Below are 25533 nucleotides of genomic sequence, written 5' to 3'. Positions count from 1 at the left end.
CAATCCTGTTATTTGCGAAAATAGTGTTGAGTTCAGCTGGCCGCCTTCGCAGATTGCTGCCGCTCCGGATCTGTTTGAATGCTGCCCTCGGCCTCCCAACCTCGAAGCAGTCGATGAAGTTCCTCGCGATCTTGCTGGTCGAGCATCGGCAATCCCGGCACGCGTACGGGGCCGACATCGAGGCCGGAATAGGTGACGGCCTCTTTCACGACGGTGACGTTGGCGCCGTTGCGGAATTTCGTCCGCATCCGCTCGAATGGTTCGAGCGTGTTGACGATCGCCCGTGCCGCGGCAAAATCGCCTTTTTCGAGCGCGGCGTGGACGGCAAGCGAAAGCCGCGGCGCAACATTGACGAGGCCCGAAGTGAAGCCGCGCGCGCCGGCTGCGGTGAATGTCGGCGCCCAGCTCTCCGCCAGGCCGCAGACGAACAGCGCGCCATTAGGATCGGCCGCGGGGATCGCCCGCGACAGCAGCATCAGATCGGTTGTGGCGAATTTGATGCCGGCAATATTGCCGTGGTTGGCGAGGCGGACGATATCCTCGACACCGAAACCTTCGGCCCTGACATAGGCGACGAGCGGCAGGGTGGACGCGTCGGCAAGATTGCAGAAGTAACCGATCTGGGCCGCAGGTGCCGCGAAAGGATCGACCGGCTGATGCGACATGACGGCGGAGGCGCCCATCGCCGCCGCATCCCTCGCCATGCCGATCGCCTCGCGCAGCGACCGGCCGATGGCCGCCGTCACCGGCGCCCGGCCGTCGACGCCCGAGACCGCCGCCTCGTGGACGATCCGGATTTCCTGCGGCGTCAGGGCATAGAATTCGCCGGTATTGCCGGCAGCGACGATGTTGTGGATGCCCGCTGCCGCCACCCGCGCATAGACCTTGGCCGTAACCCGAGGTTCGACTTCGCCTTTACCGTCATAGGCCGTGACGGGAACGCCCGACACGCCGGTAAGCGCCTTGCGCATGATCGCGATGCTCATTTTTCTTTCCCCGTTAGCTTTCCATCCAGATAATCGTCATCCGAAGCGGAAGGGCGGCAGCCCCTCCGCATCCACCTCGAAGGCGATGACCGTGCCCGCCTCGAAACGGCCGGTACGGTCCGTCGACAGGCTGGTGACGAATAGGGTTCTGAGATCCGGCCCCCCAAAACACGGCATTGTCGGTGCCGGGACCGGCAGAATGTAGGTCTCGACGATTTCACCTTCGCGCGATATCCGGTTGAGGCGGCCGGCGGAGACGCCGGCGCTCCAGTAAAATCCATCGCGATCGGTCGTCGCCCCGTCCGGCCGCCCCTCTTCTTCGGTGAAGCCGCGCAGGCGACGTCCTTCACCGAGGCTGCCCGTCTCAGGATCGAAGTCGAATGCCTGCAGGAAACATTGGCGGCTGTCGGAGTGATACATCTGCCGGCCGTCCGGCGACCAGGCGAGGCCATTGGAGCTCGTCAGTCCCGTTGCAACCGTCCGTGTGCTGCCATCGGCGCCGACGCGGTAAAGAGCGGCCTCTTCGATCTGCGGCTTGGCTTCGCTGATCGAGCCGACCCAGAAATGTCCGTCCGGGCCGATCTTTCCATCATTCAGTCGGCCGATCATCTCGCGCCCGACCGGGTCGCAGAGGAATTCGATATCGCGGGAGGCCGGATCGAAGAGATGGACGCCCGTCTGGAGGCCGACGACGATCCTTCGATCGCGGCAAAGCCCGAGGCTGCCGACCGCCGCCGGCATGTCGAAGCGGTCGATCTTTCCCGAAGCCGAGAGCCGCACGACGGCCGGCGCCAGAATGTCGACGAACCACAGCGTGCCGGTGTCGTCGTCCCATACCGGCGATTCACCGACCGTCAGCGGTTGCTCGATCACGGAACGGACTTGCGGGTGGATGATCCGAGGCGCCGTCATTCGGCCGCCTCCAGGCTTTTGGCCAAACCTTCGGCGTCACGCATGCGGATGGTGCCGTCGTGGTTGATCTCACAGAATCCGCCACCCTGGAACGCCAGCGCGACCGGCCCTTCGGCCCCCTGTTCGATGCGGGCGTGATCGCGCGGCCGGTCTTCCGGTTGGTAGCCGAGCCTCCTCGCCAGATCGTTGTCCCACCATTTCTCGTCGGTATCGGAAACACCGTAAACCACCGTCGCGGCGATCAACGGATGGGTGAGTCCGATCCGCACCAGCTGCGCCAGGTCGCGCGCACTGATCCAGATCGCGACCGATCGCTCGCTATTGGGATAGGTACCGGCATTGCCGATACGGATGGAAAGGGAGCGAATGCCCGAGGTGTCGTAGTAGAGTCCCGCCACCAGTTCGCCCCAGCATTTGGAAAGCCCATAGGGGCTGTCGGGGCGCATCGGGTCGAGCGGCGATATGACTTCGCCGCGCGGATAAAAGCCAGTCGCATGGTTGCTGGAAGCATAGACGACCCGCTGGACCTCGTTGATCCGCGCTGCTTCATAGAGATTGTAGGTTCCAAGCACATTCGCATGCAGAATGGCGTTCATGTCGATGCCGCTGGCGATGCCGGCGAGATGAACGACGCCGTCGATATCCTTCAGCGCAACTCCGGCCTCGTCGAGCTTGGTAAGATCGGCCCTGACGAAAGTCTCGTTTTCGCCCAGTTCAGCCGGTTCCTGCAAGTCGATCAGGCGGACGTGCTCAAAATGCGCGCGAAGGTGAGGGCGCAGCAGCGTTCCGACACGGCCAGCAGCACCCGTCACAGCGATCCGTTTCATCATCCGTCCTTCCATTATCGCTCAACCCCCTGAAACATGCGGGCGCGGGCGTTCAGTATGTGTTTCTTCATCGCATCGTGCGCTTCGGTTTCCCGCCGTGCGAAGATCGCCTCGACGATCACCGCATGCTCGTCCTGGACGCTGCGAATCTGCTCCAGCGTCCGTTTCAGGCTCAGGCTTCGCGTGACGGAATGCCCGATGGCGAAATGCGGCCTGAACCATTCGCGAACGGTAATGTGGAACTGGTTGCCGGTCGCCATGGCGATGGCATCATGCAGAACCTGATCCTCCTCGGCGCCGAGCTCTCCGTTGCGCAGACATTGCTCGATCGAAAGAAGCGCCGCCGTAATCCTTTCCTTGTCAGCCGGCTGCCAGTTTCGCGCGGCAAGTTCGGCCGCCTCAGCCTCGAGGCCGGCGCGGAACTCGAAGAACCGCTGGACATCGGCGAGTGATCCCACAGGCACCATTTTCAGCATCGACGAATCCGGTCTCTGCCTGACATACGAGCCCGAGCCCTTGCGCGAAACGACCAGGCCGTCAGCTCTCAGGCGTTCGAGCGCTTCGCGAACGACCGGTCTCGACGCGCCGAAATCAGCGGCGAGCTTGGTCTCCGACGGCAGGCGTTCGTTCACCGGAAAATTGCCGTCGGCGATCATCCCTACGATCTTCTCGTAGATGATATCGCTGAAGCGCGTTGCGCCCCTGTTCGAAACGGCATCGACCGCGAATGTCATTATCGTCCTTTTCTCAGAACGCTATGGGCTCTTGCAGTTGCCGACCGACGTCTGTGTGGAGGTGTACAGCTTCTGACAGATTTCTGTCATTTATTCGCTTTTGCCTTGCTGTCGGCACGGGAAAACCCGGTTCCATTGCAGCATCGCTACAAAATTTGTAATTATCTGTCAACTCTTGTAATCATTTGGGAACGTGTCTATGGTTCGGTCCCAGCGCCGAGGAGGGTGCGGGCGGCAGGTCGGGAGCCTGCCGCATCAGCCGGTTCAAAAGGTGCGCCGGCTTAGAAAGGGAGGAACTCGATGCCCAATGAAATTCTGTCGCGCGGCGTTACCCGCCGCACTGTGCTTGGTGGCATGGCGGGCGTCGCAGCCTTGTCTATCGCCGGTCGCGTCTCTGCCGCCGCAGGCGGCGAAGCGCCCGCGCTTGCGCAGCTTGTGAAGGACGGAAAACTGCCGCCGGTCGCCGAACGGCTGCCGAAGAAGCCGATGGTCGTCAAGCCGTTCGAAAAAGTCGGCACCTATGGCGGTTCGCTGCGCCGAGGCCTTCGCGGTTCGTCCGACCACAACGGCATCCTGCGCATGGTCGGCAACCAGAGCCTGGTGCGCTGGAACCTCGAATTTACCGCCGTGGAGCCGAACCTTGCCGAGCGCTGGGAGGTCAGCGACGACGCAACGCAATTCACCTTCCATCTGATCGAAGGCGTACGCTGGTCGGACGGCCATCCATTTACGGCCGATGACGTGGTTTTTGCGATCGAAGACTGCGTCAAGAACACCGAACTCTACAGCTCGACACCCGCGCAGCTTGCCGTCGCCGGCAAGCCGGTCACCGTCGAGAAGGTCGACGATTATACCGTGAAGTTCACCTTTGCGGCGGCCAACGCCCTTTACCTCGAAAACCTCGCCACGCCGCTCGGTCAGCATCCGACGCTCTTTCCGAAGCATTACTGCAGCCAGTTCCTGCCGAAATATAACCCCAACATCGAAGCCGATGCGAAGAAGGCCGGCGTCACCAGTTGGACGGAACTGTTCCGCAGCCGCTGCGGCGACATCGAGATCCCGTCACGCTGGGGCAATGTCGACAAGCCGACGCTCGATCCATGGGTGGTCAAGGAGCCCTATGCCGGTGGTGCGACGCGTGTCGTCATGACCCGAAACCCCTATTTTTGGCAGGTCGACACCGAGGGTAATCAGCTTCCCTATATCGACGAAATCAATTTCGGCATCTCGCAGGATGTCGAATCGCTGATGCTGAATGTCATCTCGGGTAAGATCGACATCCAGGAACGCCATATCAGCGTCCTTGCCAACAAGCCGACGCTGTCGAAGAACATGGAAAAGGGCGATTACCGCCTGCTGACGCTCGTGCCTTCGGCCTCGCAGCAGTGCCAGATCTACTTCAACATCACCCACAAAGATCCGGCGATGCGCAAGATGTTTGCGGACAAGTCGTTCCGTCAGGCCTTGTCGATCGGCATCAATCGGCCGGAACTCATCGACATCGTCTATTTCGGGCAGAGCGAACCCTATCAGGCCGGGCCGCGTCCGACCCATCCCTGGTATAACGAGAAATATGCGCGCCAGTTCACCGAATTCGACGCCGACAAGGCGGGCGCGATGCTCGATGAGGCCGGCTACAAGAAAGGCGGCGACGGCTTCCGCCTCCGGCCCGACGGCCAGAAGGTGTTCTTCTCGATCGACGTCATTCCGACGCTCTATCCCGACCTCGTCGACGCGCTCGAACTGGTCAAGACGCATTGGGCGCAGATCGGCATCGACATGAAGGTCAACACGATCGAACGGGCGCTTTATTACACCCGCGGCGACGACAATGCCCATGACGCGCAGGTATGGCCTGGCCCCGGCGGCCTCGATCCGATGCTCGATCCGCGCGATTTCTTCGCCTTCCATCCTCAAGGCTCGCGTTACGCCATTCCATGGACGCTTTGGTACACCTCCAATGGCGCACGCGGCGAGGAACCGCCGCAAAGCCAGAAGAAGCGGATGAAGCTCTTCGACGAGGCACGTTCGACGGCCGACCTCGACAAGCGCGGTGCGATCATGAAGCAGATCTTCGATATCGCGGCGGAGGAGTTCGAGACCGTCGGGCTTTGCTTGGCCGTCGGCGGCTTCGGCATCATCCGCAACAATCTGCGCAATGTTCCCGAGAAGGAGCCGGACAGCTGGTCCTGGCCCAATCCGGGGCCGGCGCTGCCGCAGCAGTTCACCTTCACGAGCTGATTTTGATTGAGCGCCGTACCGACGGTACGGCGCTTTCCTCGGTTCGCCTTCCCCCTTGCCGACCCCGATGGCCGGCAAGGCCGGTAGGCAACGTTAGTGCAAGAGGCGCCTCATGCTGGTCTTCATCGCCAAACGCTTGCTATGGATGATTCCATCGCTTTTCGCCGTCAGCTTTCTCGCTTTCGTTTTGATCCAGCTGCCGCCGGGCGACTATGTCACCACCTATATCGCAACGCTGGCAGCCTCCAACGAGATCGTCGATCAGAACACGGCCGCGCAATTGCGTGAGCGTTTCGGGCTCGGCGATCCGATGCTTGTCCAATATTTCAAATGGATATGGGGCATCCTTTCGCGCGGCGATTTCGGTATTTCCTTCGAGTGGCAGCAGCCGGTCTCGGACCTGATCTGGGAGCGCATGGCCCTGACGCTTGTTCTGGCCTTGTCGACCTTGATCGCCACCTGGGCGATCGCCTTGCCGATCGGCGTCTATTCCGCCGTGCGCAAATATTCGATCGGCGACTATTTTTTCACCGCCTTCACCTTTTTCGGCCTGGCCGTTCCGTCCTTCCTGCTGGCGCTGGTGCTCATGTATGTCGCGGCGGTTGAGTTCGGCCAGGATGTCGGCGGCCTGTTTTCGCCGGAATACGAGAACGCGGCCTGGAGCTTCGCCAAGATGGGCGATCTTTTCTCGCATCTCTGGCTTCCCGTCATCATTCTTGCCGTCTCCTCGACAGCGAGCCTTATCCGCGTCATGCGCGCCAACATGCTCGATGAACTGCCGAAGCCTTACGTGACGACAGCACGGGCAAAAGGTCTGTCGGAGTTCCGGCTGCTGATGAAATACCCGATGATGATCGCGCTTAATCCGTTCATCTCGACGATTGCCTGGCTGCTGCCCAACCTCATTTCCGGCTCGGTCGTCGTCGCCATCGTTCTCAACCTGCCGACGGCAGCACCCTTGCTGCTGCAGGCGCTGATGGCCCAGGACATGTATCTGGCCGGCGCTTTCGTTCTGCTCATCTGCGCGCTGACGCTGATAGGCTCTCTGATCAGCGATATCCTGCTTGCGCTGGTCGATCCCCGCATCCGGTTGGAATAGGAGCCGATATGGCCGACATTACCGTTACAAATATACAGCCGGATCGCGCCGCCGTCGCATCGCAATGGCAGCTCATCTGGTGGGCTTTCCGCCGACACCGGCTGGCCATGGTGGCACTCGTCGTCACCGTGATGATGTATATCGTTGCCCTGGTCCCTGGCTTCTTCGCCATCAACGATCCGAACCTGCAAAATGCCCGGGCGACCTTTCACCCACCGCAAAAATTGCATCTGATCGATACTGAAAACGGCTTCTCCTTCGGCCCGCATTATTATCCGATGAAGCTCACCCGCGATCCGGAAACGCTGGCCGCCATCTTCAAGGAAGACACGACGAAGCGCGTCGACGTCCAGTTCTTCGGGCGCGGCTATGAATATTCCGTCTTTGGATTGTTCAACACCAACATCCATCTGATTGCCTCGCCCGACAAGACCACGCCGCTGCTTCTCTTCGGCGCCGACAGGCTTGGGCGCGATGTTTTCAGCCGGACGGTGCAGGGCGCGCAGGTATCCCTGTCGATCGGCCTCGTCGGTGTCTTCCTGTCATTGATGCTCGGCATCGTGATCGGCGGCATCTCGGGATATTACGGCGGCCGCATCGATTTCATCATGCAGCGCGTGATCGATTTTGTGCTGTCTCTGCCGACGATCCCGATCTGGCTCGCCATGGCCGCGGCCCTGCCGCAGGACTGGCCGGCGACGCTGCAATATATGATGATCACGATCATCCTGTCGCTGACCGGCTGGGCGCAGCTCGCCCGTGTGGTGCGCGGCCGCTTCTTGTCCCTGCGCACGGAGGAGTTCGTGGCGGCCGCGAGACTCGACGGCGTACGCGAAAGACGCATCATCTTTCGCCACATGCTGCCGAGCTTTGCCAGCCACATCATTGCATCGATCACCCTTGCCGTGCCGGCGATGATCCTTGCCGAAACCTCGCTTTCCTTCCTCGGGCTCGGGCTGCAGCCGCCGACCATCTCCTGGGGCGTGCTGCTGCGCGAGGCCCAGAACATTCGCTCGATCGCTACCGCGCCCTGGCTGTTCATGCCGGGCTGCGCCGTCGTGGTTGCCGTGATGGCGCTCAACCTCCTCGGCGACGGCCTGCGCGATGCGGCCGATCCCTACAACAAATGAGGCCGGCATGACCGATATCGTATCCATTGCCGCCAAGCCGCTGCTCGAGGTGAAAAACCTGACCGTCGAGTTTCCGCTGCGCACCGGCGTCTTCCGCGCCGTCAGCGATCTGTCTTTCTCGATCGAACCGGGCAAGACGCTCTGTGTCGTCGGCGAAAGCGGATCCGGCAAGTCGGTGACGGCGCGTTCGATCCTGCAGATCGTCGATGCCCCCGGCCGTATTGCGGCCGGATCGATCGTCCTCAACGATCAAAACGGCGGCTCGACCGATCTGACCAGCCTCAATCCGCGCGGGCGCCAGATCCGGGCGATCCGCGGCCGCGACATCGCCATGATCTTCCAGGAGCCGATGTCGTCGCTGTCGCCGATCCACACGGTCGGCAACCAGATCGTCGAGGCGCTTCGCCTCCACACCAGGATGAGCAAGGCCGAGGCGCGGGCTGAGGCCATATCGCTGCTGAAGCAGGTCGAGATTCCCTCGCCGGAAAAGGCATTGGACCGCTACGCCTTCCAATATTCCGGCGGGATGCGCCAGCGCGCGATGATCGCCATGGCGCTCGCCTGCAAACCGCAACTCCTGATCGCCGACGAGCCGACCACGGCCCTCGACGTGACGACGCAGGCGGAAATTCTCGACCTGATCGCCCGGCTGCAGAAGGCGAACGGCATGGCCGTTCTGTTCATCACGCATGATATGGGCGTCGTGGCGCAGATCGCCGACGACGTGCTTGTCATGCACAACGGCGTCGCCAAGGAATATGCGCCGGTCGAGCAGATCTTTCATGCGCCGCAGGACGACTATACCCGCATGCTGATCGGTTCGGTGCTGAAGCTGGAGCAAAAGGCCGAAATCCGCCTGGCGCGCGCGCCGCTCGACAGGACGGCGGCGCCGATCCTCGAGCTGCGCAACGTCTCGATGGATTTCGGCGAGGTGAAAGCGCTGGACGATGTTTCCATCTCGCTTCTGCCGGGCGAGACGCTCGGTATCGTCGGCGAGAGCGGATCCGGCAAGACGACGATGGGCCGCTCGATCATGCGGCTGCTCGATCCGACAGCAGGCGAAATTCTCTATCGCCGCGCCGACGGCGGCATCATCGATCTGGCAACGGCAAAAGGCCAGACGCTGGCCGAGGCGCGCCGCGAATTGCGCATGGTGTTTCAGGATCCTTTCGGCTCGCTCAACCCGCGCATGACCGTCTCGCAGATTATCGGCGAGCCGCTGCTCGTCAACGGCGTCGCCAAAGGGCGGGCACTGGACGAACGGGTCTGCCACCTCATGGAGCAGGTGGGCCTCGATCCGAGGGCGCGCGAACGCTACCCGCACGCATTCTCCGGCGGTCAGCGCCAGCGCATCGGCATTGCCCGCGCCATCACGCTCAATCCGCGCGTCATCGTCGCCGACGAGGCAACCTCGGCGCTCGATGTCTCGGTGCGTTCGCAGGTCCTCGACCTGCTGATGCGCCTGCAGGACGAGCTTGGCCTCGCCTATATCTTCATCAGTCATGATATCGGCGTCATCCGCTACATGTGCGACCGTGTCGGCGTCATGTACAAAGGCCAGCTCGTCGAAATCGGCGAGGCGGAACAGGTCTGCCGCACACCCGAGCACGCCTACACCCAGGCGCTGATATCGGCGATCCCGCGCCCCGATCCGCGCGACCGCGATCATTCCAGACGCTTCCGCTATGTCGCGCCCGATAATCTCGGGCCCGGCAATCGGAAGAATGGAAGTTCTCAGAGATGAAAATCACCGGAATCCGCACATTTCTCATGCAAGTCGGTCAGCCCGACCCGTCGAACTGGGCCTCCGATCACCGTCCCGGCGGCGCTACCTCTAAGCAGTTCGGAGGCACCCGGAACTGGCTCTTTCTGAAGATCGATACCGATGAGGGCATCACCGGCATCGGCGAGTGCTCGGGCTGGCCGCGTGTCGTCGAGACGGCGATCCATGATCTTACACCTCTCCTCATCGGGGAAGATCCGGCTCATATCGAACGGCTGTGGCAGAAGATGCATATCGCCATGATGGGCCATGGCATGCTCGGGACAGTCGGAGGCGGTGCAATGACCGGCATCGATATGGCGCTCTGGGACATCAAGGGCAAGGCGCTCGGCGTGCCTGTCTGGATGCTGCTCGGTGGCAAGGTGCGCGACCGGATTCCGATCTATTCGCATGCCAATACGCCCGAGCGTGCGCTTGCCCTGAAGGAACGCGGCATCAAGGCGATCAAATGCGGCGGGGTCGCCGACCCGGTCCGCAAGGTCGCGGCGCTCCGCGATGCCGTCGGCGACGACATGGATATTGCCATCGACCTGCATGGGCCGCCTTGGCTGACGCCTGCGGATGCCTGCCGGCTGGTGCGGGCGCTCGAACCCTATGAGCTGATGTGGGTGGAAGATCCGATCGCGCCGGAGAATATCGACGGCTACCGGCGCATCCGCGACGCCGCGCATGTGCCGCTTGCGGCCGGCGAGCGTTCGGCGACCATTTTCGGCGAGCGCGAGCTGATCGAGAAGGAACTGGTCGACGTAATCCAGCCGGATACCGGCCGGGCCGGCGGCATCACGCAGATGAAGAAGATCGCCGCCATGGCCGAGGCCCATCATATCCAGATGGCGCCGCATTCCGGTTCGCTCGGGCCGGTGGCGGAATATGCGGCCCTGCATCTGCTGGCGGCCATTCCGAACGGCCTCATTCTCGAGCGCCTCGATGATGACTGGGACGGCCGCCGCCAGACGATCGTGCCGCATCCGCAGCAGGTCGATGGCCTGATCGCCGTTCCCGACGGCCCGGGGCTCGGCTGCGATATCGACGAAGAATTCGTGGCGCGATTCCCGAGCGCCGGCAATCTCTCGGTGCCGCAAGCGGCCCGCGCCTACAATCCCGGAACCGACAACGAGCATGTCTACGTGCAGACGCGTGTGGCGCGCCGCAGCTATTTCAATCGCTAGAAGGACAGAATGATGAAGATCGACCGCATGCGGGTTTTCATGACCCGCGACAAGGACCGTCCGCGCGTGATCGTCGCGCTCGATACCGATGACGGGCTGACCGGCTGGGGTGAATGCTACAATCACGGCCCCGACAAGGCACTGCCGCCGCTGCTCGATTACCTCTACGCCTTTGTGGCCGGCCAGGATCCGACACGCGTCGACTATCTCGTCAACCTGCTGATCCAGCAAAGCCGCTTCCCGCCGGGCGCGCTCGGCCTTGCCGCCATCTCCGCACTTGATCACTGCCTTTGGGATCTGGCCGCCAAGGCGGCGAACGTCCCGGTCTACAAGCTGCTCGGCGGCGAGGTGCGAGACCGCATCAAGGTCTACGCCGGGGTCTACACCGCGCCCGATGCGCCGGCCGCCCGCGACGAGTTCGATCGCCTGAAGGAGGGATGGGGGTTCACCGCCTTCAAGCTCAGCCCATGGCGGATCGACATGCACGCCAATCGCTGGGGCAATGTCGTCAAAGCCTCGGCGGATTATTTCCGCTCGTTGCGCGAGACGGTCAACGACGAATACGAGATCGCCTTCGACGCTCACGCCAAGATTTTCGAACCGATCGCCGCGCGCCAGCTCGGCAATGCCCTGGCGCCTTACGATCCGCTGTTTTTCGAGGAACCGCTGCGGCCCGAGAATATCGAGGCGTGGGGCGATCTGAAACAGGGGCTCAACTGCGTGCTCGCCACCGGTGAATCGCTCTACAGCAGAAACGAGTTCCTGCGGCTGCTGCAGGTCAAGGGCGCCGATCTCATCCAGCCAGATATCTGCGTGGTCGGCGGCATCAGCGAAATGCGCCGCATTGCCACGCTTGCCGAAGCTTTCTTCGTCGGCGTTGCCCCGCACAACCCGATGGGTCCGCTCGCGACAGCCGTCAACGTGCATTTCTCGGCCGCGGCGCAGAATTTCCGCATTCTCGAATACCGGCTGCCGAAGGGCCAGGCCTATGTCTATGGCGGCAACGATATCGAAAAGCGGGAAGGCGAAACCCGCTACGTCGTCGATCCTTATCTGCCGAAGGACGGTTATCTGGAACTGCGGCCCGACCGGCCCGGCTGGGGCGTCGAGATGGACGAGAAGGCGATGCAGGAGGAAGGCTATATCCACTGGCAGCGGCGCGTGCCGAAGCGGCCGGACGGCTCTTACGCCTTCGCGTAAAGACGTTACTCGAAAGCCGAAAACTGGCTGCTGCCACATGGCAGCGGCCAGTCTCTTTTATGCTCTAAGCATCTTTCGGCAGCACCGAGCGAACCCTTGCGATGAAGACGTGGAAATCCTGCATGAACTTGCGAAGGAAATCCGCGGTGGCCTCGTTCGTCACCTCGCCGTCATCGGTGATCAGCCCCGGTGTGAACTGGATGTAGGCTTCCGGGGCATTCATCTGGGGAGAGTTGCAGAAACTCAGCACGCTGCGCAAATTCTGCTGGGCGACGGCGGTGCCGATCGCGCCCGGCGACGTGCCGATAACCGCCGACGGCTTGCGTGTGAACGAATTGGTGCCATAGGGGCGGCTCGCCCAGTCGATGGCATTTTTCAGCCCGCCGGGTATGGATCGATTATATTCGGGCGTGACGAACAGCACGGCGTCGACGGCCGCGATATCAGCCTTGAATGCCTTGCCGGCCGGAGGATAGTCGGGGTCATAGTCGTAGCTGTAGAGCGGCAGATCCTTGAAGGATATCTCCGACATTTCAAGTTCCGGCGGGGCGAACCGCACCAACGCCTTGGCGAGCTTGCGATTGATCGAGCCCTTGGCGAGGCTGCCGATGAGATAGCCTACTTTATGTGTGGTCATGGCGTTCTCCAGTATCGCGGTGGCAAGGACGTACACGCAGGAATGATAGGAGGCCTCTCTTGTCCTTCAAGCATAAGCAACTAATCGCCGACGAAAGTGACCGTCTCGGCGAGCGGGGCGCGGCCCGTATGGGCAGAACTTGCCGCGGGGTCCTCGTACCCGATCGACATGCCGCAGAAGAGGATGAGCCCGTCCGGGGGTGACAAGGCCTCCGCGACGGTCTCGCGAACCTGTGACCATGCCATTTGCGGACAACTGTGCAGCCCTTCGGCGCGGAGCAGCAGCATGACGGTCTGCAGATACATGCCGACGTCGGCCCATTGGGGCAGGCCGAGGTCACGGTCGATATAGCAGAACAGGGCGGCGGGCGCGCCGAAGCAGTTCCAGTTGGCGATTGCCGCCCGCTGGCGCGCCTCCCAATCCTCGCGCGCAATGCCGAGCGCGCTGTAGCGCTCCTTGCCGAAGGCGGAGCGACGCTCCCCGTACGGGGACTTCAGTGCCGCCGGATACATCTCGTACTGCCGTTTGTCCCAGGCGTCGCCGTGGGCCACGCGCTCGACGGCTGATGTCTTGAGCTCGGCCAGCGACGCGCCGGTCATTACGTAGGTGTTCCACGGCTGGATGTTCGATCCTGAGGGCGACCAAGCCGCGGCGGCCAGCACGCGCTCAAGTATCTCCCTCGCCACAGGCTTATCTTTGAACCCGCGCACCGATCGTCGGCTTGTGACTGCCTCATATACGTCCATGCTCGCGTCCTCCTGACCGTTCAACTCCTGATGTGGTTCATTATCTCCATTCGCGATGGAGGCGAAATCACACCGTGGTCTAGGAGGCCTACATCAAACGTCCAACAGGGTTCGACGCGTCCGACCCAATGGCCGCAAGATTATCCTCGGCAGAATAGGAGACCGATCACGAGGGCAAGAGCAAGGCTTCGTCATTTCGCCGGATGCCCGGCGCGGACGCGGTCTGCCGGGGCGCGACGGCGCGATCCGAAGATGTCGGTCAGTGTGTCGAGCATCGTCTTTGCCGTGCCGGATTGAAGGGAATAATAGATCGTCTGGGCAGCCCTTCGCGTCTGCACGAGACCTTGTTCTCGAAGAATTGCCAGATGCTGAGAGGTCGAGGATTGGCTCAATCCGACTTCATCAGCCAGGACGGTCACCGACACTTCTCCCTCGGTCAACAGATGCAGAATGTGAAGCCGTTTGGCGTTCCCCATGGCCGACAGGAAGTTTGCTTCAATGTCGAAAGCGTTGGTTCCAGGGGAAGGTGCGGCTGGCGATGGAGTGTTCAGGCGGATCTCCTTTATGAAATTGAAGCCGGGCATGAGGTCATATCCCCGAGCTTTAATTTAGAGATAACGCATGGGTGCCAAGGCGAAACCCGTTGCCGGCGCCGCACCGTCGTTTTCGACGCAAATCGGATACGGCGCGCATCAAATGGACAGGCAATTGATAAAATTAACGCGCGCCAGCCTGCCGCATATGCGCCGGCAGCGTCTCCCAGGCCCGGATCAGTTCGCCGATCGAGGCGGCCTCCATCTTGTGCATGACGTTGCTGCGATGCAGCTTGACCGTCACTTCGCTGATGCCGAGATCGAAGGCGATCTGCTTGTTGAGGCGTCCGCGCGCCACTTCGTGCAGAACTTCACGCTCCCGCTGCGTCAGCGTCTCCAGGCGTTTGACATTGCGTTTGGCGATTGCGGCTTCGGCCCGTCGTTCGGCATCCATCGCAATGGCCGCGGTGATGGCGTCGAGCAGCGTCTGGTCCCGCACCGGCTTGGTGAGAAAATCTACGGCACCCGCTTTCATCGCCTGGACGGTCATCGGAATATCGCCGTGGCCGGTCAGAAAAATGATCGGTTTCGAAATGCCGTTTTCGGCCAGATGGCTTTGCAGATGAAGGCCGCTTGCTCCGGGCATGCGCACATCGAGGATCAGGCAGCCGGGGTTTTCCAGGATATCGGCATCAAGCAACTCGCGGGTCGAGGCGAAACTGACCGACTGAAAACCCGCCGAGAGGATCAACTCCGACAGCGCCTCGCGAACCGATGCGTCGTCATCGACGATAATGATGAGTGGCTGATCCTCTTCATACTTGCCCTGCAACGATGGCGGCGCCGATCTCCGCAGCAACGGCTGGTCAACTCTCATGTTACCCTCCATCTCTCGATTGGTGTAAAGCATTGGCGATAGCCGCCAGCAGGGCCTGGGCATCGAAGGGCTTGCGGAAGAAACCGCCGCCTCCCTGAGCGCGCCCCTGATCGGCGATTTCGTGGCGGCCCGTGATCAGGAACACCGGCAACTCGGGACGTGATTTTCGCACAAGGTCACGAAGCTCGAAGCCGTCGATGCCGGGCATTCCGATATCGGTGATGAGCAGGTCGAAGTCCGACAGCCCGCTGACGAGCAGCGAGCCCGCTGACGGGAAGCCGCGGGCCACGTAACCCGCCGATTCCAGCAGGTCGCCCATCGATTCCAGCAGTCTCGGATCGTCATCGACAATTGCGACGACATGTCTTGTCTCGGTCATGTTCAATTCCCCCCCACCCGGCGCGAGTGGGTAATCGGTATTTCCAGTTTCTCCGCGATCCGCACGAGATCGGCGAGCGAGGCCGCGGCCATTTTCTGCATCACATTTCGTCTATGGATCTGCAGCGTGACTTCGCTGATCCCGAGTTCGGCTGCCGCCTGCTTGTTGAGAAGGCCGCTGACCACGAGCGGCAGCACTTCGCGCTCGCGCGGCGTCAGGTCGAGATAGTGACGTTTCAGCAGGTCGAGTTCGGCGCGTCCCGATCGCTTTGCCCGATCCTCGGCGAGTGCTGCCTGGATTGCCGCCAGGAGATCCGCGTCACTGAACGGTTTGGTCAGAAAATCCACGGCGCCGTGCTTGATCGCCCGCACCGAGGAGGGAATGTCGCCGTGCCCGGTAATGAAGACGATCGGCGGATGGTCCCTGTCGGCGATCTGCCGCTGCAGATCGAGGCCGTTGATATCGGGCAACTCGATATCAAGGATGAGGCAGGCGGGCACGTCGGGCTTGTCCGCTTTGACGTAATCGCCGGCCGATTCAAAGGCGATGGCGCGCATGCCGTGCGAGTCCATGAGCTCGCCGAGCGCTTCGCGGATGCGTTCATCGTCGTCGACGATGAAGACGATATGGTCATCGGCTGTCATGACGCCGCCTTTGTTTCAATGGGCAATGTGAAGATCAACGTCGCTCCGTGCGGATTGTTCTTCTCTGCCCACAAGCGTCCGCCGTGCAGCTCGACGATCGAGCGGCAGATCGCCAGACCCATGCCCATGCCGTTTTCTTTGGTCGTGAAGAACGGCTCGAACATCTTTTCGGGAAACTCGATCCCCTGGCCGCGATCGCTGATCTCGGTCTGGACGGCATTCCCCATATGGCGCACGCGCATTTTGATCACCCTGTCGCCGGAAACGGTCTCCATCGCCTCGATACCGTTGCGGACGAGATTGATCAGAACCTGCTGGATCTGGATGCGATCGATGGCTATGAACGGAAGGTTTCCATCGACGTCCACGTCCATCCTGGCGCGCCGCCGGGACGCTTCGTCGGCCATAAGGTTGCGCGCTTCGTCGATGACGCTGGAGAGCGTTGTGTGCACTCTCCTGTCTGCGGACTGCTTGAACAGGGCGCGGATGCGGCTGACGACGTCGGCGGCCGAGTTGGCATCGCGGATGATGCGCTCGACGGTCCTCTGCGCCCGCTCCATATTCGGGGGCTCCGCCATCAGCCAACGCTGGCAGGCATGCGAGTTTGCGACGACGGCCGCAAGCGGCTGGTTCACCTCATGGGCGATGGAGGCCGAAAGCTCGGCAAGGCTCGCTACCTGGCTCGCCCGCGCCAGGCCTTCCCGTGCTTGCCGCAGATCGTCCTCCGCCCGAACCTCTGCGTCGATATCGAGGCAGATGACATTCCACTGGACGATGACGCCTTCGGCATTGCGCATCGGCGCAGCGCGCGTCTCGACCCAGCGATATTCGCCATCGAACCGCCGCAGACGATGCCGACGCGCATAGGGCTCGCCGGTGCGCAATGAATGGGCATAGTTGTCTTTGACCCCCGCCACGTCGTCGGGATGAACGCCGGCATCCAGCGTGCCGTCCAGCCGGGTTTTCCCGGTTCCATCAAGCTCTTCGAGCTTATATCCGAGGAAATCGCGGAGCTGAGGGTTACGGTATACCGGCTCCCCATCGGGCGCTGCGCAATCGATCATTGCCGGCAGCGTTTCGACGATCTGCCAGAGCGAGCGCTCCCTCTCGCGCAGCTCCTCCTCGATGCGCAGCTGATCGTCGATGTCATGCGTCAGGCCGTACCACTGAATGATCTGTCCGCTCTCGTCCCGCAGCGGCTCGGCGCTGCCTCTGACCCAGCGGTAGACGCCATCGGCGCGCCGCAGGCGATATTGTTTCGAGAAGCGCTCGCCGGTGGCGAAGGAATGCCTCAGCGCCCCGGCAAGGCTCTCCGCATCGTCGGGATGGATGGCGGCTTCGATAATGGCGGACAGCCGCTTCATGCCGGGCTTGCCCACGTCTGCGATATTGGGACCGAGAAAATTGATCAGCCGCTTGTTGAAGAAGGTCGGTTCGCCCTCTGCATTCAGGCGCCAGAGAAGGCTCGGAACGATGTCGACGAGCTGTGACAGCTCGCGCTCCCGCTCACGCAGTGCCTGTTGCGCACGCACCTCGTCATCGATGTCGATCGCAGCCGCATACCATTGCACGATCGCTCCATTCTGATCCCGCAACGGCTCTGCGCGGCCTTCCATCCAGCGATATTCGCCGTCCGCCCAACGCCGGCGATACCGTATCGTGTAGGGCTCGCCGGTCGCAAGCGCATGAGCGAGCACCTCCCGCATGCGCGGCCCATCTTCTGGATGCACGGTTGCCCCGATGATCGCCGCCGAGCGGCTGATATCCGGCGTGTCCCAGGCTGCGACGTCATCAACCCCAATGGATTGCAGTGTGCGCTTGCTGAAGAAGGTCGGCTTGCCATCAGGCGCCATGCGGGCGATGTGCACCGGGACCATGTCCACGAGCTGCGACAGTTCCCGCTCGCGATCACGCAATGCCTCGAGCGCGCGCACCTCCTCGTCGATGTCGAGAGAAACACCGTACCATTGCACGACCCTTCCGTCGTCGTCGCGCCGGGGTTCCACCCTGCACTCCGCCCAGCGGTAGACGTCGTCCTTTTCACGCCAGCGAAACCGCATCGCGGTGCCGCCGCCGCTTTCGAAACAATTCTGCAGCATGCGCTGGACGTCGGGTGCGTCTTCGGGATGGATCAGCTGCTGCAGCAGCTCTTCGATACGCGGCTCGCCGCGGGCGTCGAAATCGGCGATGACCGCGCGGAAATGGTCCTGATAGCGTTTGTTGAAATAGACCGATCCACTCGCCGGCTCCACGCTCCAGACGCGAACCGGCACTGCGTCGATCATCTGCCGCAGCGTTCGCTCGCTCCGGCGTACCGCCTCTTCGGCACGGACCTGATCGTCGATGTCGTGGCAAAGACCATACCACTGGACAATGCTGCCGGCCTGATCCCGCATCGGCTCGGCGCGGCTCGACATCCAGTGATAGACGCCATCAGCGCGGCGCAGCCGATATCGCATGGCGAAGTTTTCGCCGGTGGCGAGGCAATGGTTGAGCGCCTGGGTGAAGCCGGCTGCATCATCCGGATGAATGGCTGCCTCCAACTGGCTCATGCCAGGCCCGTCCGAATCCGCGACATCGAATCCGAGGAAATCGACCATCCGTCGGTTGAAGAAGGTCGGTTCGCCCTTGGGTGTCAGACGCCAGACGTGGCTTGGAACCATGTCGACAAGCTGCGAGAGCTCCTGCTCCCGCTCGCGCAGCGTCTCCACGCTTTGGCGCAATGTCAGCACGGCCAGCTGGTGTTGCCTGGATATGCCGGCAACGATCAGCGCCGAAAATGCCGAGATGGCCAGAAAGAGCTGCAGCATGATCTGCTTGTGTTTCTGGGACTCGGGATCGCCGACGAACTCGCCTGCGCCGGTCATCGTGAAGATGGCCGTAATGAGGGCGAGGAGAGCCAGCGATATGGCGGCGCCCTTGAACTCAAAGCGGACCGCGGCCCAAAGAAGGGGCGGCATGATGATGTAGGCGAAGGGAAGATAGCCGCTGAGCGACAGGGCGGCGACACCGAGAAAAATCAGCCCAAGGACGCCAGCCTCCACCCATTGCGCGGCCGAGAGCCGGGTCTTGCCGCGCCAGTTGTGGAAGACGGCGAGCGCCAGCGGCGCGACGATCAGAACGCCGGTTGCGTCACCGATCCACCAGAGAGGCCAGGCCGTCACGAAGGATTGCGATTGTATGCCGAACCAGGCGAGCGTCGCACTTCCCACCGTCGCGCTCACGACCGGCGCAATGCCGGCGCCCAGCACGACGAATGCGAGAACCTCCTGCAAGGTTTCCAGCTGTGCCGGGCGCTTCAAGACACGATTGATCAGCCATGCCGCGACCACCGCTTCAAGAGCGTTGCCGACATAGATCAGGAAGGCGGCAGGCAGCGGACTGTAAAACCAGATGGCATTGCTGAGCAACTCCGCCAGGCAGCCCCCCAATATCCACCATGGCCAGCTGCGCCTGGGGGCGAGGATGAGCGTGGCGATGAAAAGCCCGCCCGGGGGCCAGATGGAAATACCCGTTCCCGGCACGATCGCGAGCGACTGGGCAAAGCCGCAGGCGAGCACATAGGCGGCGATGAAAAGCCCGAGATACAGGGCTCGGGGGCGGTGCGACCAGACGCTCATCATCAACAGCTCCTTCCGGACAGGCAAGGCCCGGGGATCGTCAGCATTTGGTACAACATTCTGTTTTGATATCGGAGCCGGCGAACTCATGTTCGAACCGTAACCCCGCCACACCACAGCTGCAACTCATGGAAATCCATGCACTGCGCGGAGGTAGCGTTGCGCCGCCGCGGGATCTCCGGCACAAACAGGAAACGGACGACCGACCCCGTTCCTCGGTGGGTCATCCTAAACTTTCGGTCTGCTCGGCTATACCTCCGGCTAGGGCGCCAACCCTCTCGCATGATGGAAGGGATTCGGTTTTCCGGTCATTGTCGGTCCAATCGATCGCGAGGATGCTGACATGAAAATTTCCGTGGTGGGAGCAAGCGGGGTCATCGGAACACGGCTCAGCGAAAGCCTGCGCCGGTCGGGCCATGAGGTTGCTGCCGCATCCTTGTCGCTTGGCGTCGATACGGTTACCGGCAAAGGCCTCACCGCGGCCATCGCGGGATCCGACGTCATCGTCGACGTCACCAACGCCGCATCGTTCGGCGACAATGCGGCCCTGGATTTCTTCAAGGCGTCGACGAAGAACCTGCTTGCCGCCGCCGCTGAGGCTGAAGTCGGGCACTATCTCGCCCTCTCCGTCGTCGGCACGCCACGGCTTGTGGAAAGCGATTATTTTCACGCCAAAATGGTACAGGAAAATCTTATCCAGGCTTCCAGTCGCCCATACACGATCCTCCGCTCCACGCAGTTCTACGAGTTCATCAATGGATTGATCGACATCGGTGGGCAAGGCGACGTCGTTCGACTGCCGCCAGCCTTGATGAGGCCGGTCGCAGCCGGGGAGGTCGCCGCCTTTCTGGCCGAATTGACCGTCGCAACGCCTTTGGGCGGTATCGTTGAAATCGCCGGCCCGGAGCAGTTCGGCATCGATGAGGTCGCCCGGATCTATCTCGCCGCCAACGAAGACGAACGGCAGGTGATAACGGATCCGTCCACATCGTATTTCGGCGTCGAATTGACCGATGCCGCACTGCTTCCGGGCGCTGGCGCGCGGCTGGCGACCGAGAAGCTCTCCGACTGGCTCTACCAATCGATGGCGGCTTAGTTTTGCCGGCGATCGGCCTCGTTTCGCCTGCAGAGAAATCGACGCTGAAATTCCTTGAGCCCCCCAAACCTTGGACCGCCCGGATCTATCGCCGCGCGATCGTCTTTGAACGTTTTTTACAGATCGAACGGAGTTGACATCGCCCCGTGAACCCGGGGCAATATCAAATCGAGGTGAACACCGAATTTAGAGGTTGTCGTTATGAATAATTGTGCGTAAAATAATCGTACACGATGCAATGGAGCTAGATCATGTTGAAGATGTTTGTCGCCGCCGCAGCAATGACCGCAGCCGGCCTTTTGCATGCTAACGCGGCCGAAAAGCCGACGGTCGTCCTTGTTCACGGCGCGTTTGCCGATGCCTCCAGCTGGAATGGCGTGATCACACGGCTGGAAAAGGATGGATATCCCGTGGTGGCGGTCGCTAATCCGCTTCGAAGCGTGACGACCGATGGCGATTATGTGCGCAAAGTGGTCGCCGGGTTGAAGACCGACGTAGTACTAGTGGGTCACTCCTACGGTGGCTCAGTGATCAACGAGGCAGCAGCAGGTAGCGCGAACGTCAAATCGCCCGTTTTTGTCGCCGCCTTCGCACCGGATGTTGGAGAAACTGCGATCGCGCTTTCAGGTAAGTTTCCGGGAAGTACGCTCGCACCCACCCTTGCGGAACCCGTGCTGTTGGATGGTGGAGTAAAGGACCTGTACATCAAGCAGAGTGAGTTTCACGATCAATTCGCTGCAGATGTGTCGAAGGCAGAAGGCAAGCTCATGGCCGCGACACAGCGTCCTGTCACTGACAAGGCTCTTGGCGAGGCATCAGCTTCGGCGAGCTGGAAGAATATCCCTTCCTGGTTTGTCTACGGCGACGCGGATAAAAACATACCGCCGGCAGCGCTGGCATGGATGGCGGAACGAGCTGGCTCGAAAGAGACGGTTGTGGTGAAAGGGGCGTCCCACGTCGTCATGGTCTCTCATCCCGATCGAGTTGCGAAGGTCATCGAAGACGCCGCGTCCAACAAATAGGCGACATGCGCTGCGGTTCCGCGATCGGATCGACCCCTGGTCCGGTCGTGGTGCACCGTGGCAAGGCACTGACAACGCGCAGGACGTCGGGCTTTTTGCACAGGTGCTGAACGTGGTTCATGCTTCAGGCTCTATCCGGGCGGTGTCGCCGCGGTCTCTGCGGAACAGATGGTTTCCTTCGAAGTTGAACACCTGCAATCGAGGCTACTGCCGGCCGGTTCGTCGCCATGCACACTAGGGATGTTTGAAGCCGGCCATACACATGGAAGCTTTGACGTGCCGGAGATGTCGACGGATGACCGGGAGAGGCGGAAGGCGCGGCGGGAAGAGCGGCGTCGCAAGCAGCGCGAGGCCAACGTCGAACGTGCTGCGAAGATGCACGAAGCCCGGCTCAAATCGGAGCAGCGAGAGGTAGCGGCATCCGCGTGCGAAGGTAAGCGCAGGCTCAATATCGGCTGCTCGGGCTGGTATTACTGGCACTGGCAGGGTCTGTTTTATCCGGCCGATGCTCCTCGAAATCAATGGTTCTCGTTTTACGAACGAGAGTTTAAGACGGTCGAGCTGAACGCTCCGTTCTATTCGTGGCCGACAGTCGCCGCGGTCAAAACCTGGCTTCGCCAGGTGAACGGCGATTTCGTCTATACGATCAAGGTGTGCGAGCTCATTACGCATATCAGGCGTTTCGAAGATTGCGGGGAATTGATCAGAGATTTCGGTTATGTCGCGGATATGCTCGGTGAGCGCATGGGGTGCTTCCTCTTCCAGCTGCCGCCAAGCGTCCGCTATTCCCCCGACACTCTGGACCTAATCCTTCGGCAGCTCGATCCGTGCCGCCGGAATGTCGTTGAATTCCGCCACAAAAGTTGGTGGAACGATGAGGTGTTCCGCCAGTTTGAAGCGGCCGGTGCGATCTTCTGCTCATGTAGCGGGCCGCGTCTTCCGGATGAATTGGTGAAGACCGCAGACGATATTTATGTTCGCTTTCATGGGACCACGAAATGGTACCGCCACGATTACAGCGAAGCCGAACTGTCAGTCTGGGCCGACCGAATAAAGAGCAGTGGTGCGAAGACCGTTTGGGCCTACTTCAACAACGACAGAGACGCCAACGCCCTCAAGAACGCCAAGACGCTTTCGCGACTGTTAGGCGACGCGTAAGTTCCATCCCTAAAGCCAAGGCGGGTGATGGCGCGAGATCATCGGGCGTCACTACGTCCGGCAAACGGCCGGGCGCCAGCGGACGCTACAGGCTTCCGGCTATCGTCTCGACCTGACCGACGCGAGCGGCAAGATGGAAAGCATGGGAATATTCAAACCGGACAAAGCATCCGACGGGCTGCTCGTGATCAACGGCAGCAACGACCTGAAAGACGACCGCAGATAGTCAGGCAAAACCTTTCCGTCCCGCCGGCGGCACCACATAAAATTCAATGAATTTCATGTGCATAACGAGGGCCGCGGCCTTGCTCGTCAGTAGCCCGGGCGGGTGCGAATCACCTGCCGATTGGTCGGCGAGAACGCCAAATTCCCGCGACTGTTTCGTATGCCTCGACCCGCCTTTTGGTTAAGCATTTGTAATTCGGTCACGAATCGCGGCATATAGTAACTGCGCAACTGAAGCGCTTTCGTTCAAAATTGCGCAGTTATTTGGGAAATAGATCATGCAGCCGAGTCTTGCTCTTCAGGACGATCAAGAGCATCTCCCTTCGCTTCTGGCAACAGATGCGAAGGAGTTGTCCTATCAACTTCAGCAGCACCAGGCAAAAATCTTCCCGCCGCTTTCCCAAAAGACCATCAGAACATTTTCGCCGGCGGAAGCGGCGGCCTTCATCGGCATCGGTGAAGGTTATCTCCGGCAGGTGGCCGCCGACGGCCACGGGCCCGATCCGTTGGCAAACGGACGGCGGCTCTACAGCGCAATCGATATGGACCGGATTCGCCGGGTCCTCGACGAGCGAAATGGAACGCCGAAATATGTGCCGGCTCGAAGGCCGGGGGAAAAGCTCCAGATCGTCTCCGTCATGAATTTCAAGGGGGGGTCCGGCAAGACCACGACCGCGGCCCATCTGGCCCAGTTCATGGCGCTGAGGGGTTACCGCGTGCTCGCCGTCGATCTCGACCCGCAGGCTTCCCTGTCCGCCTTGTTCGGCCATCAGCCGGAATTCGACGTCGGCGAGGGCGAAACGATCTATGGCTCGATCCGCTACGAGCAGCCGCGTCCCATCGCCGACATCGTGCGCGCCACCTACACGCCCAATCTGCATCTCATTCCCGGCAATCTCGAGCTGATGGAATTCGAGCACGAGACGCCGAAGGCGATGTCTTCGGGTAGGGCTGAGACGATGTTCTTTGCCCGCATCGGCGAGGTCTTGACGGAGATCGAAAGCCTTTACGACGTCGTTGTCATCGACTGCCCGCCGCAGTTGGGTTTCCTGACGATGTCGGCGCTCTGCGCAGCGACCTCGGTTCTGATCACGGTTCATCCGCAGATGCTCGATGTCATGTCGATGTCGCAGTTCCTGACGATGACGAGCGAATTGATGTCGGTGGTCGAAAAGGCCGGCGGGCGCACCAGCTATGACTGGATGCGCTATCTGGTGACGCGGTTCGAGCCGAACGATGGGCCGCAAAGCCAGATGACCGGCTTCATGCGGGCGATCTTCGGCAATCGGATGCTTCGCAATGCGATGGTGAAGTCGACGGCGGTCTCCGACGCCGGTGTCACCAAGCAGACCCTTTACGAGGTGGAGCGGTCGCAGTTCACCCGCGGCACCTATGACCGGGCGCTGGAGTCGCTCAATCTCGTGAACAGCGAGATCGAGGCGCATATCCGCTCGACCTGGGGGAGGAAGTAGATAGATGGCGCGCAAGAATCTTATCGAAATCTCCGCCCCGAGCCCGGCCAGGGTGGAAACTGTCGCACCGCGCGACAATCGCCCGATCGCGGGATTCGTGCCTCAGGAGCGCAGTGCGGCCCCGGTCGGCGGCATTACCAAGACACTCGGCAACATTACCGAAAAAATGGAGCGGGCGAGTGAGCTGGAACGGCAGCTCGCCGCCGGCCAGGCCATCGTCGAACTCGATACCGGCCTGATCGACGCGTCCTTCGTCAGCGACAGATTGGCGATCGATGCGGCCGAGCTGGCACAGCTTGTCGAACAGATCCGCGAGCATGGGCAGCAGGTTCCGATCCTCGTCCGCCCGCATCCCGAGACCAGGGGACGCTACCAGGTCGCCTACGGACATCGTCGCCTGGCCGCCACCAGGGAGCTCGGCATCAGGGTGCGCGCGGTCGTCCGCGACCTGACCGATGGTCAGCTGGTCGTCAGCCAAGGCCAGGAAAACAGCGCCCGAACCAATCTTTCCTATATCGAGCGCGCGCTCTTCGCCTCAAGGCTTGAAGACCGCAGCTTCGGCCGCGAGGTGATCATGGCGGCGCTCGCCGTCGACAAGGCGGCGCTTTCAAGGATGTTGATCGTCATACGGCAGGTGCCGCTTGATCTCATCAACGCCATCGGCGCGGCTCCTGATATCGGCCGCCGGCGGTGGCTGGAACTGGGCGAGCGGCTTGAAGGTGCCGACATCGGGAAAATCATCGCCGAGTTGTCCGCGGACGACGCCCGAAAAATTCCAAGCGACGAGCGGTTTCATCGCGCATTTGTGCTGGCAACCCAGCGGACAGCTGCGCCGAAGCCGGCGATTGCCAAGACCCAGGTCAGCGGCGTGCCGGTGACGATCAAAAAGACAGCGTCAGGCGCGACCTTCGTCTTCGACGGCAAGACCGCACCCGGTTTCGATCAGTTCGTCCAGGAACGGCTGCAGAGCCTGTTCCAGGAATTCAACAAGGACAGAGGAGCGTAGCGCGCAAAAGAAAAAGGCCCCCAACGACGGCGTCGTG

22 protein-coding genes and 1 pseudogene are annotated in these 25533 nt (G+C 61.4%); 12 read left to right on the top strand and 11 right to left on the bottom strand.

Annotated features, from left to right (window positions below; all coding sequences use genetic code 11):
* Positions 1-32 precede the first annotated feature (32 nt).
* From ATY75_RS00310 to ATY75_RS00295, 4 genes are read right to left on the bottom strand one after another with little or no spacing between them, the layout of a single operon-like run.
* Positions 33-986, bottom strand: a complete 954-nt coding sequence (locus ATY75_RS00310) for a dihydrodipicolinate synthase family protein (protein ID WP_088935986.1) — start codon at positions 984-986, stop codon at positions 33-35.
* Between the two features lie 36 nt (positions 987-1022).
* Positions 1023-1898, bottom strand: a complete 876-nt coding sequence (locus tag ATY75_RS00305; protein WP_088935985.1) for an SMP-30/gluconolactonase/LRE family protein — start codon at positions 1896-1898, stop codon at positions 1023-1025.
* The gene (locus ATY75_RS00300; RefSeq protein WP_064844990.1) at positions 1895-2725 is read right to left on the bottom strand and encodes an NAD(P)-dependent oxidoreductase; all 831 of its coding nucleotides are present in this window, start codon (positions 2723-2725) and stop codon (positions 1895-1897) included. The genes ATY75_RS00305 and ATY75_RS00300 overlap by 4 nt, the downstream gene beginning before the upstream one ends.
* Before the next feature lie 14 nt (positions 2726-2739).
* Positions 2740-3459, bottom strand: a complete 720-nt coding sequence (locus ATY75_RS00295) for a FadR/GntR family transcriptional regulator (protein WP_017967398.1) — start codon at positions 3457-3459, stop codon at positions 2740-2742.
* A gap of 300 nt (positions 3460-3759) precedes the next feature.
* Here ATY75_RS00295 and ATY75_RS00290 point away from each other — a divergent pair, with 300 nt between their 5' ends.
* From ATY75_RS00290 to ATY75_RS00265, 6 genes are all read left to right on the top strand, one after another.
* The gene (locus ATY75_RS00290; RefSeq protein ID WP_088935984.1) at positions 3760-5700 is read left to right on the top strand and encodes an ABC transporter substrate-binding protein; all 1941 of its coding nucleotides are present in this window, start codon (positions 3760-3762) and stop codon (positions 5698-5700) included.
* Positions 5701-5812: 112 nt separating this feature from the next.
* Positions 5813-6799: an ABC transporter permease gene (locus ATY75_RS00285; RefSeq protein WP_049731083.1), complete on the top strand. Its 987-nt coding sequence runs from the start codon at positions 5813-5815 to the stop codon at positions 6797-6799.
* 8 nt (positions 6800-6807) lie between these two features.
* A complete protein-coding gene (locus ATY75_RS00280) occupies positions 6808-7929 on the top strand; it encodes an ABC transporter permease (RefSeq protein ID WP_049731084.1) in 1122 nt (373 codons plus the stop codon).
* 7 nt (positions 7930-7936) lie between these two features.
* Positions 7937-9673: an ABC transporter ATP-binding protein gene (locus ATY75_RS00275; protein ID WP_088935983.1), complete on the top strand. Its 1737-nt coding sequence runs from the start codon at positions 7937-7939 to the stop codon at positions 9671-9673.
* Positions 9670-10881: a mandelate racemase/muconate lactonizing enzyme family protein gene (locus ATY75_RS00270; protein ID WP_088935982.1), complete on the top strand. Its 1212-nt coding sequence runs from the start codon at positions 9670-9672 to the stop codon at positions 10879-10881. The genes ATY75_RS00275 and ATY75_RS00270 overlap by 4 nt, the downstream gene beginning before the upstream one ends.
* 12 nt (positions 10882-10893) lie before the next feature.
* Positions 10894-12081: a galactarate dehydratase gene (locus ATY75_RS00265; protein WP_088936231.1), complete on the top strand. Its 1188-nt coding sequence runs from the start codon at positions 10894-10896 to the stop codon at positions 12079-12081.
* A gap of 64 nt (positions 12082-12145) precedes the next feature.
* Here the strand turns inward: ATY75_RS00265 and ATY75_RS00260 are convergent, their stop codons facing one another.
* From ATY75_RS00260 to ATY75_RS00230, 7 genes are all read right to left on the bottom strand, one after another.
* Positions 12146-12718: an NADPH-dependent FMN reductase gene (locus ATY75_RS00260; RefSeq protein WP_088935981.1), complete on the bottom strand. Its 573-nt coding sequence runs from the start codon at positions 12716-12718 to the stop codon at positions 12146-12148.
* An 80-nt stretch (positions 12719-12798) separates the two neighbouring features.
* Positions 12799-13464 carry a nitroreductase gene (locus ATY75_RS00255; protein ID WP_088936230.1) on the bottom strand — a complete coding sequence of 222 codons (666 nt, stop codon included), beginning with the start codon at positions 13462-13464 and terminating at the stop codon, positions 12799-12801.
* A 191-nt stretch (positions 13465-13655) separates the two neighbouring features.
* Complete coding sequence (locus tag ATY75_RS00250; RefSeq protein WP_088935980.1) at positions 13656-14048, bottom strand: metalloregulator ArsR/SmtB family transcription factor; 393 nt, start codon at positions 14046-14048, stop codon at positions 13656-13658.
* Between the two features lie 133 nt (positions 14049-14181).
* The gene (locus ATY75_RS00245; protein ID WP_088935979.1) at positions 14182-14874 is read right to left on the bottom strand and encodes a response regulator transcription factor; all 693 of its coding nucleotides are present in this window, start codon (positions 14872-14874) and stop codon (positions 14182-14184) included.
* Between the two features lies 1 nt (position 14875).
* Positions 14876-15253, bottom strand: coding sequence for a response regulator (locus ATY75_RS00240; protein ID WP_049731090.1), 378 nt, complete (start codon positions 15251-15253; stop codon positions 14876-14878).
* Positions 15254-15255: 2 nt separating this feature from the next.
* Complete coding sequence (locus ATY75_RS00235; RefSeq protein WP_088935978.1) at positions 15256-15897, bottom strand: response regulator; 642 nt, start codon at positions 15895-15897, stop codon at positions 15256-15258.
* Entirely contained in the window at positions 15894-19520 is a 3627-nt protein-coding gene (locus ATY75_RS00230; protein ID WP_088935977.1) for a PAS domain-containing protein, read from the bottom strand. The genes ATY75_RS00235 and ATY75_RS00230 overlap by 4 nt, the downstream gene beginning before the upstream one ends.
* A gap of 340 nt (positions 19521-19860) precedes the next feature.
* Here ATY75_RS00230 and ATY75_RS00225 point away from each other — a divergent pair, with 340 nt between their 5' ends.
* The 6 genes and pseudogenes from ATY75_RS00225 to repB all read left to right on the top strand — a co-directional run bounded on the left by ATY75_RS00225 (position 19861) and on the right by repB (position 25496).
* On the top strand, positions 19861-20613 hold the full coding sequence (locus tag ATY75_RS00225; protein WP_088935976.1) for an NAD(P)H-binding protein: 753 nt from the start codon (positions 19861-19863) through the stop codon (positions 20611-20613).
* A gap of 251 nt (positions 20614-20864) precedes the next feature.
* Positions 20865-21635 (top strand): alpha/beta hydrolase, encoded by a 771-nt coding sequence (locus tag ATY75_RS00220; protein WP_088935975.1) that lies wholly within the window; start codon positions 20865-20867, stop codon positions 21633-21635.
* Between the two features lie 240 nt (positions 21636-21875).
* On the top strand, positions 21876-22793 hold the full coding sequence (locus ATY75_RS00215) for a DUF72 domain-containing protein (protein WP_245317525.1): 918 nt from the start codon (positions 21876-21878) through the stop codon (positions 22791-22793).
* A gap of 41 nt (positions 22794-22834) precedes the next feature.
* A pseudogene (locus ATY75_RS34955) lies at positions 22835-23019 on the top strand (hypothetical protein); the annotation flags it as partial.
* 277 nt (positions 23020-23296) lie between these two features.
* Complete coding sequence (gene repA / locus ATY75_RS00205) at positions 23297-24490, top strand: plasmid partitioning protein RepA (protein ID WP_088935974.1); 1194 nt, start codon at positions 23297-23299, stop codon at positions 24488-24490.
* Positions 24491-24494: 4 nt separating this feature from the next.
* On the top strand, positions 24495-25496 hold the full coding sequence (gene repB / locus ATY75_RS00200; RefSeq protein ID WP_088935973.1) for a plasmid partitioning protein RepB: 1002 nt from the start codon (positions 24495-24497) through the stop codon (positions 25494-25496).
* Positions 25497-25533 lie beyond the last annotated feature (37 nt).

It is taken from the genome of Rhizobium sp. N122, assembly GCF_002211295.1.
Taxonomy (GTDB): Bacteria; Pseudomonadota; Alphaproteobacteria; order Rhizobiales; family Rhizobiaceae; genus Rhizobium.
The sequence above is the reverse complement of the archived record's forward strand: the minus strand, read 5'-3'. Positions and strand labels throughout refer to the sequence as shown.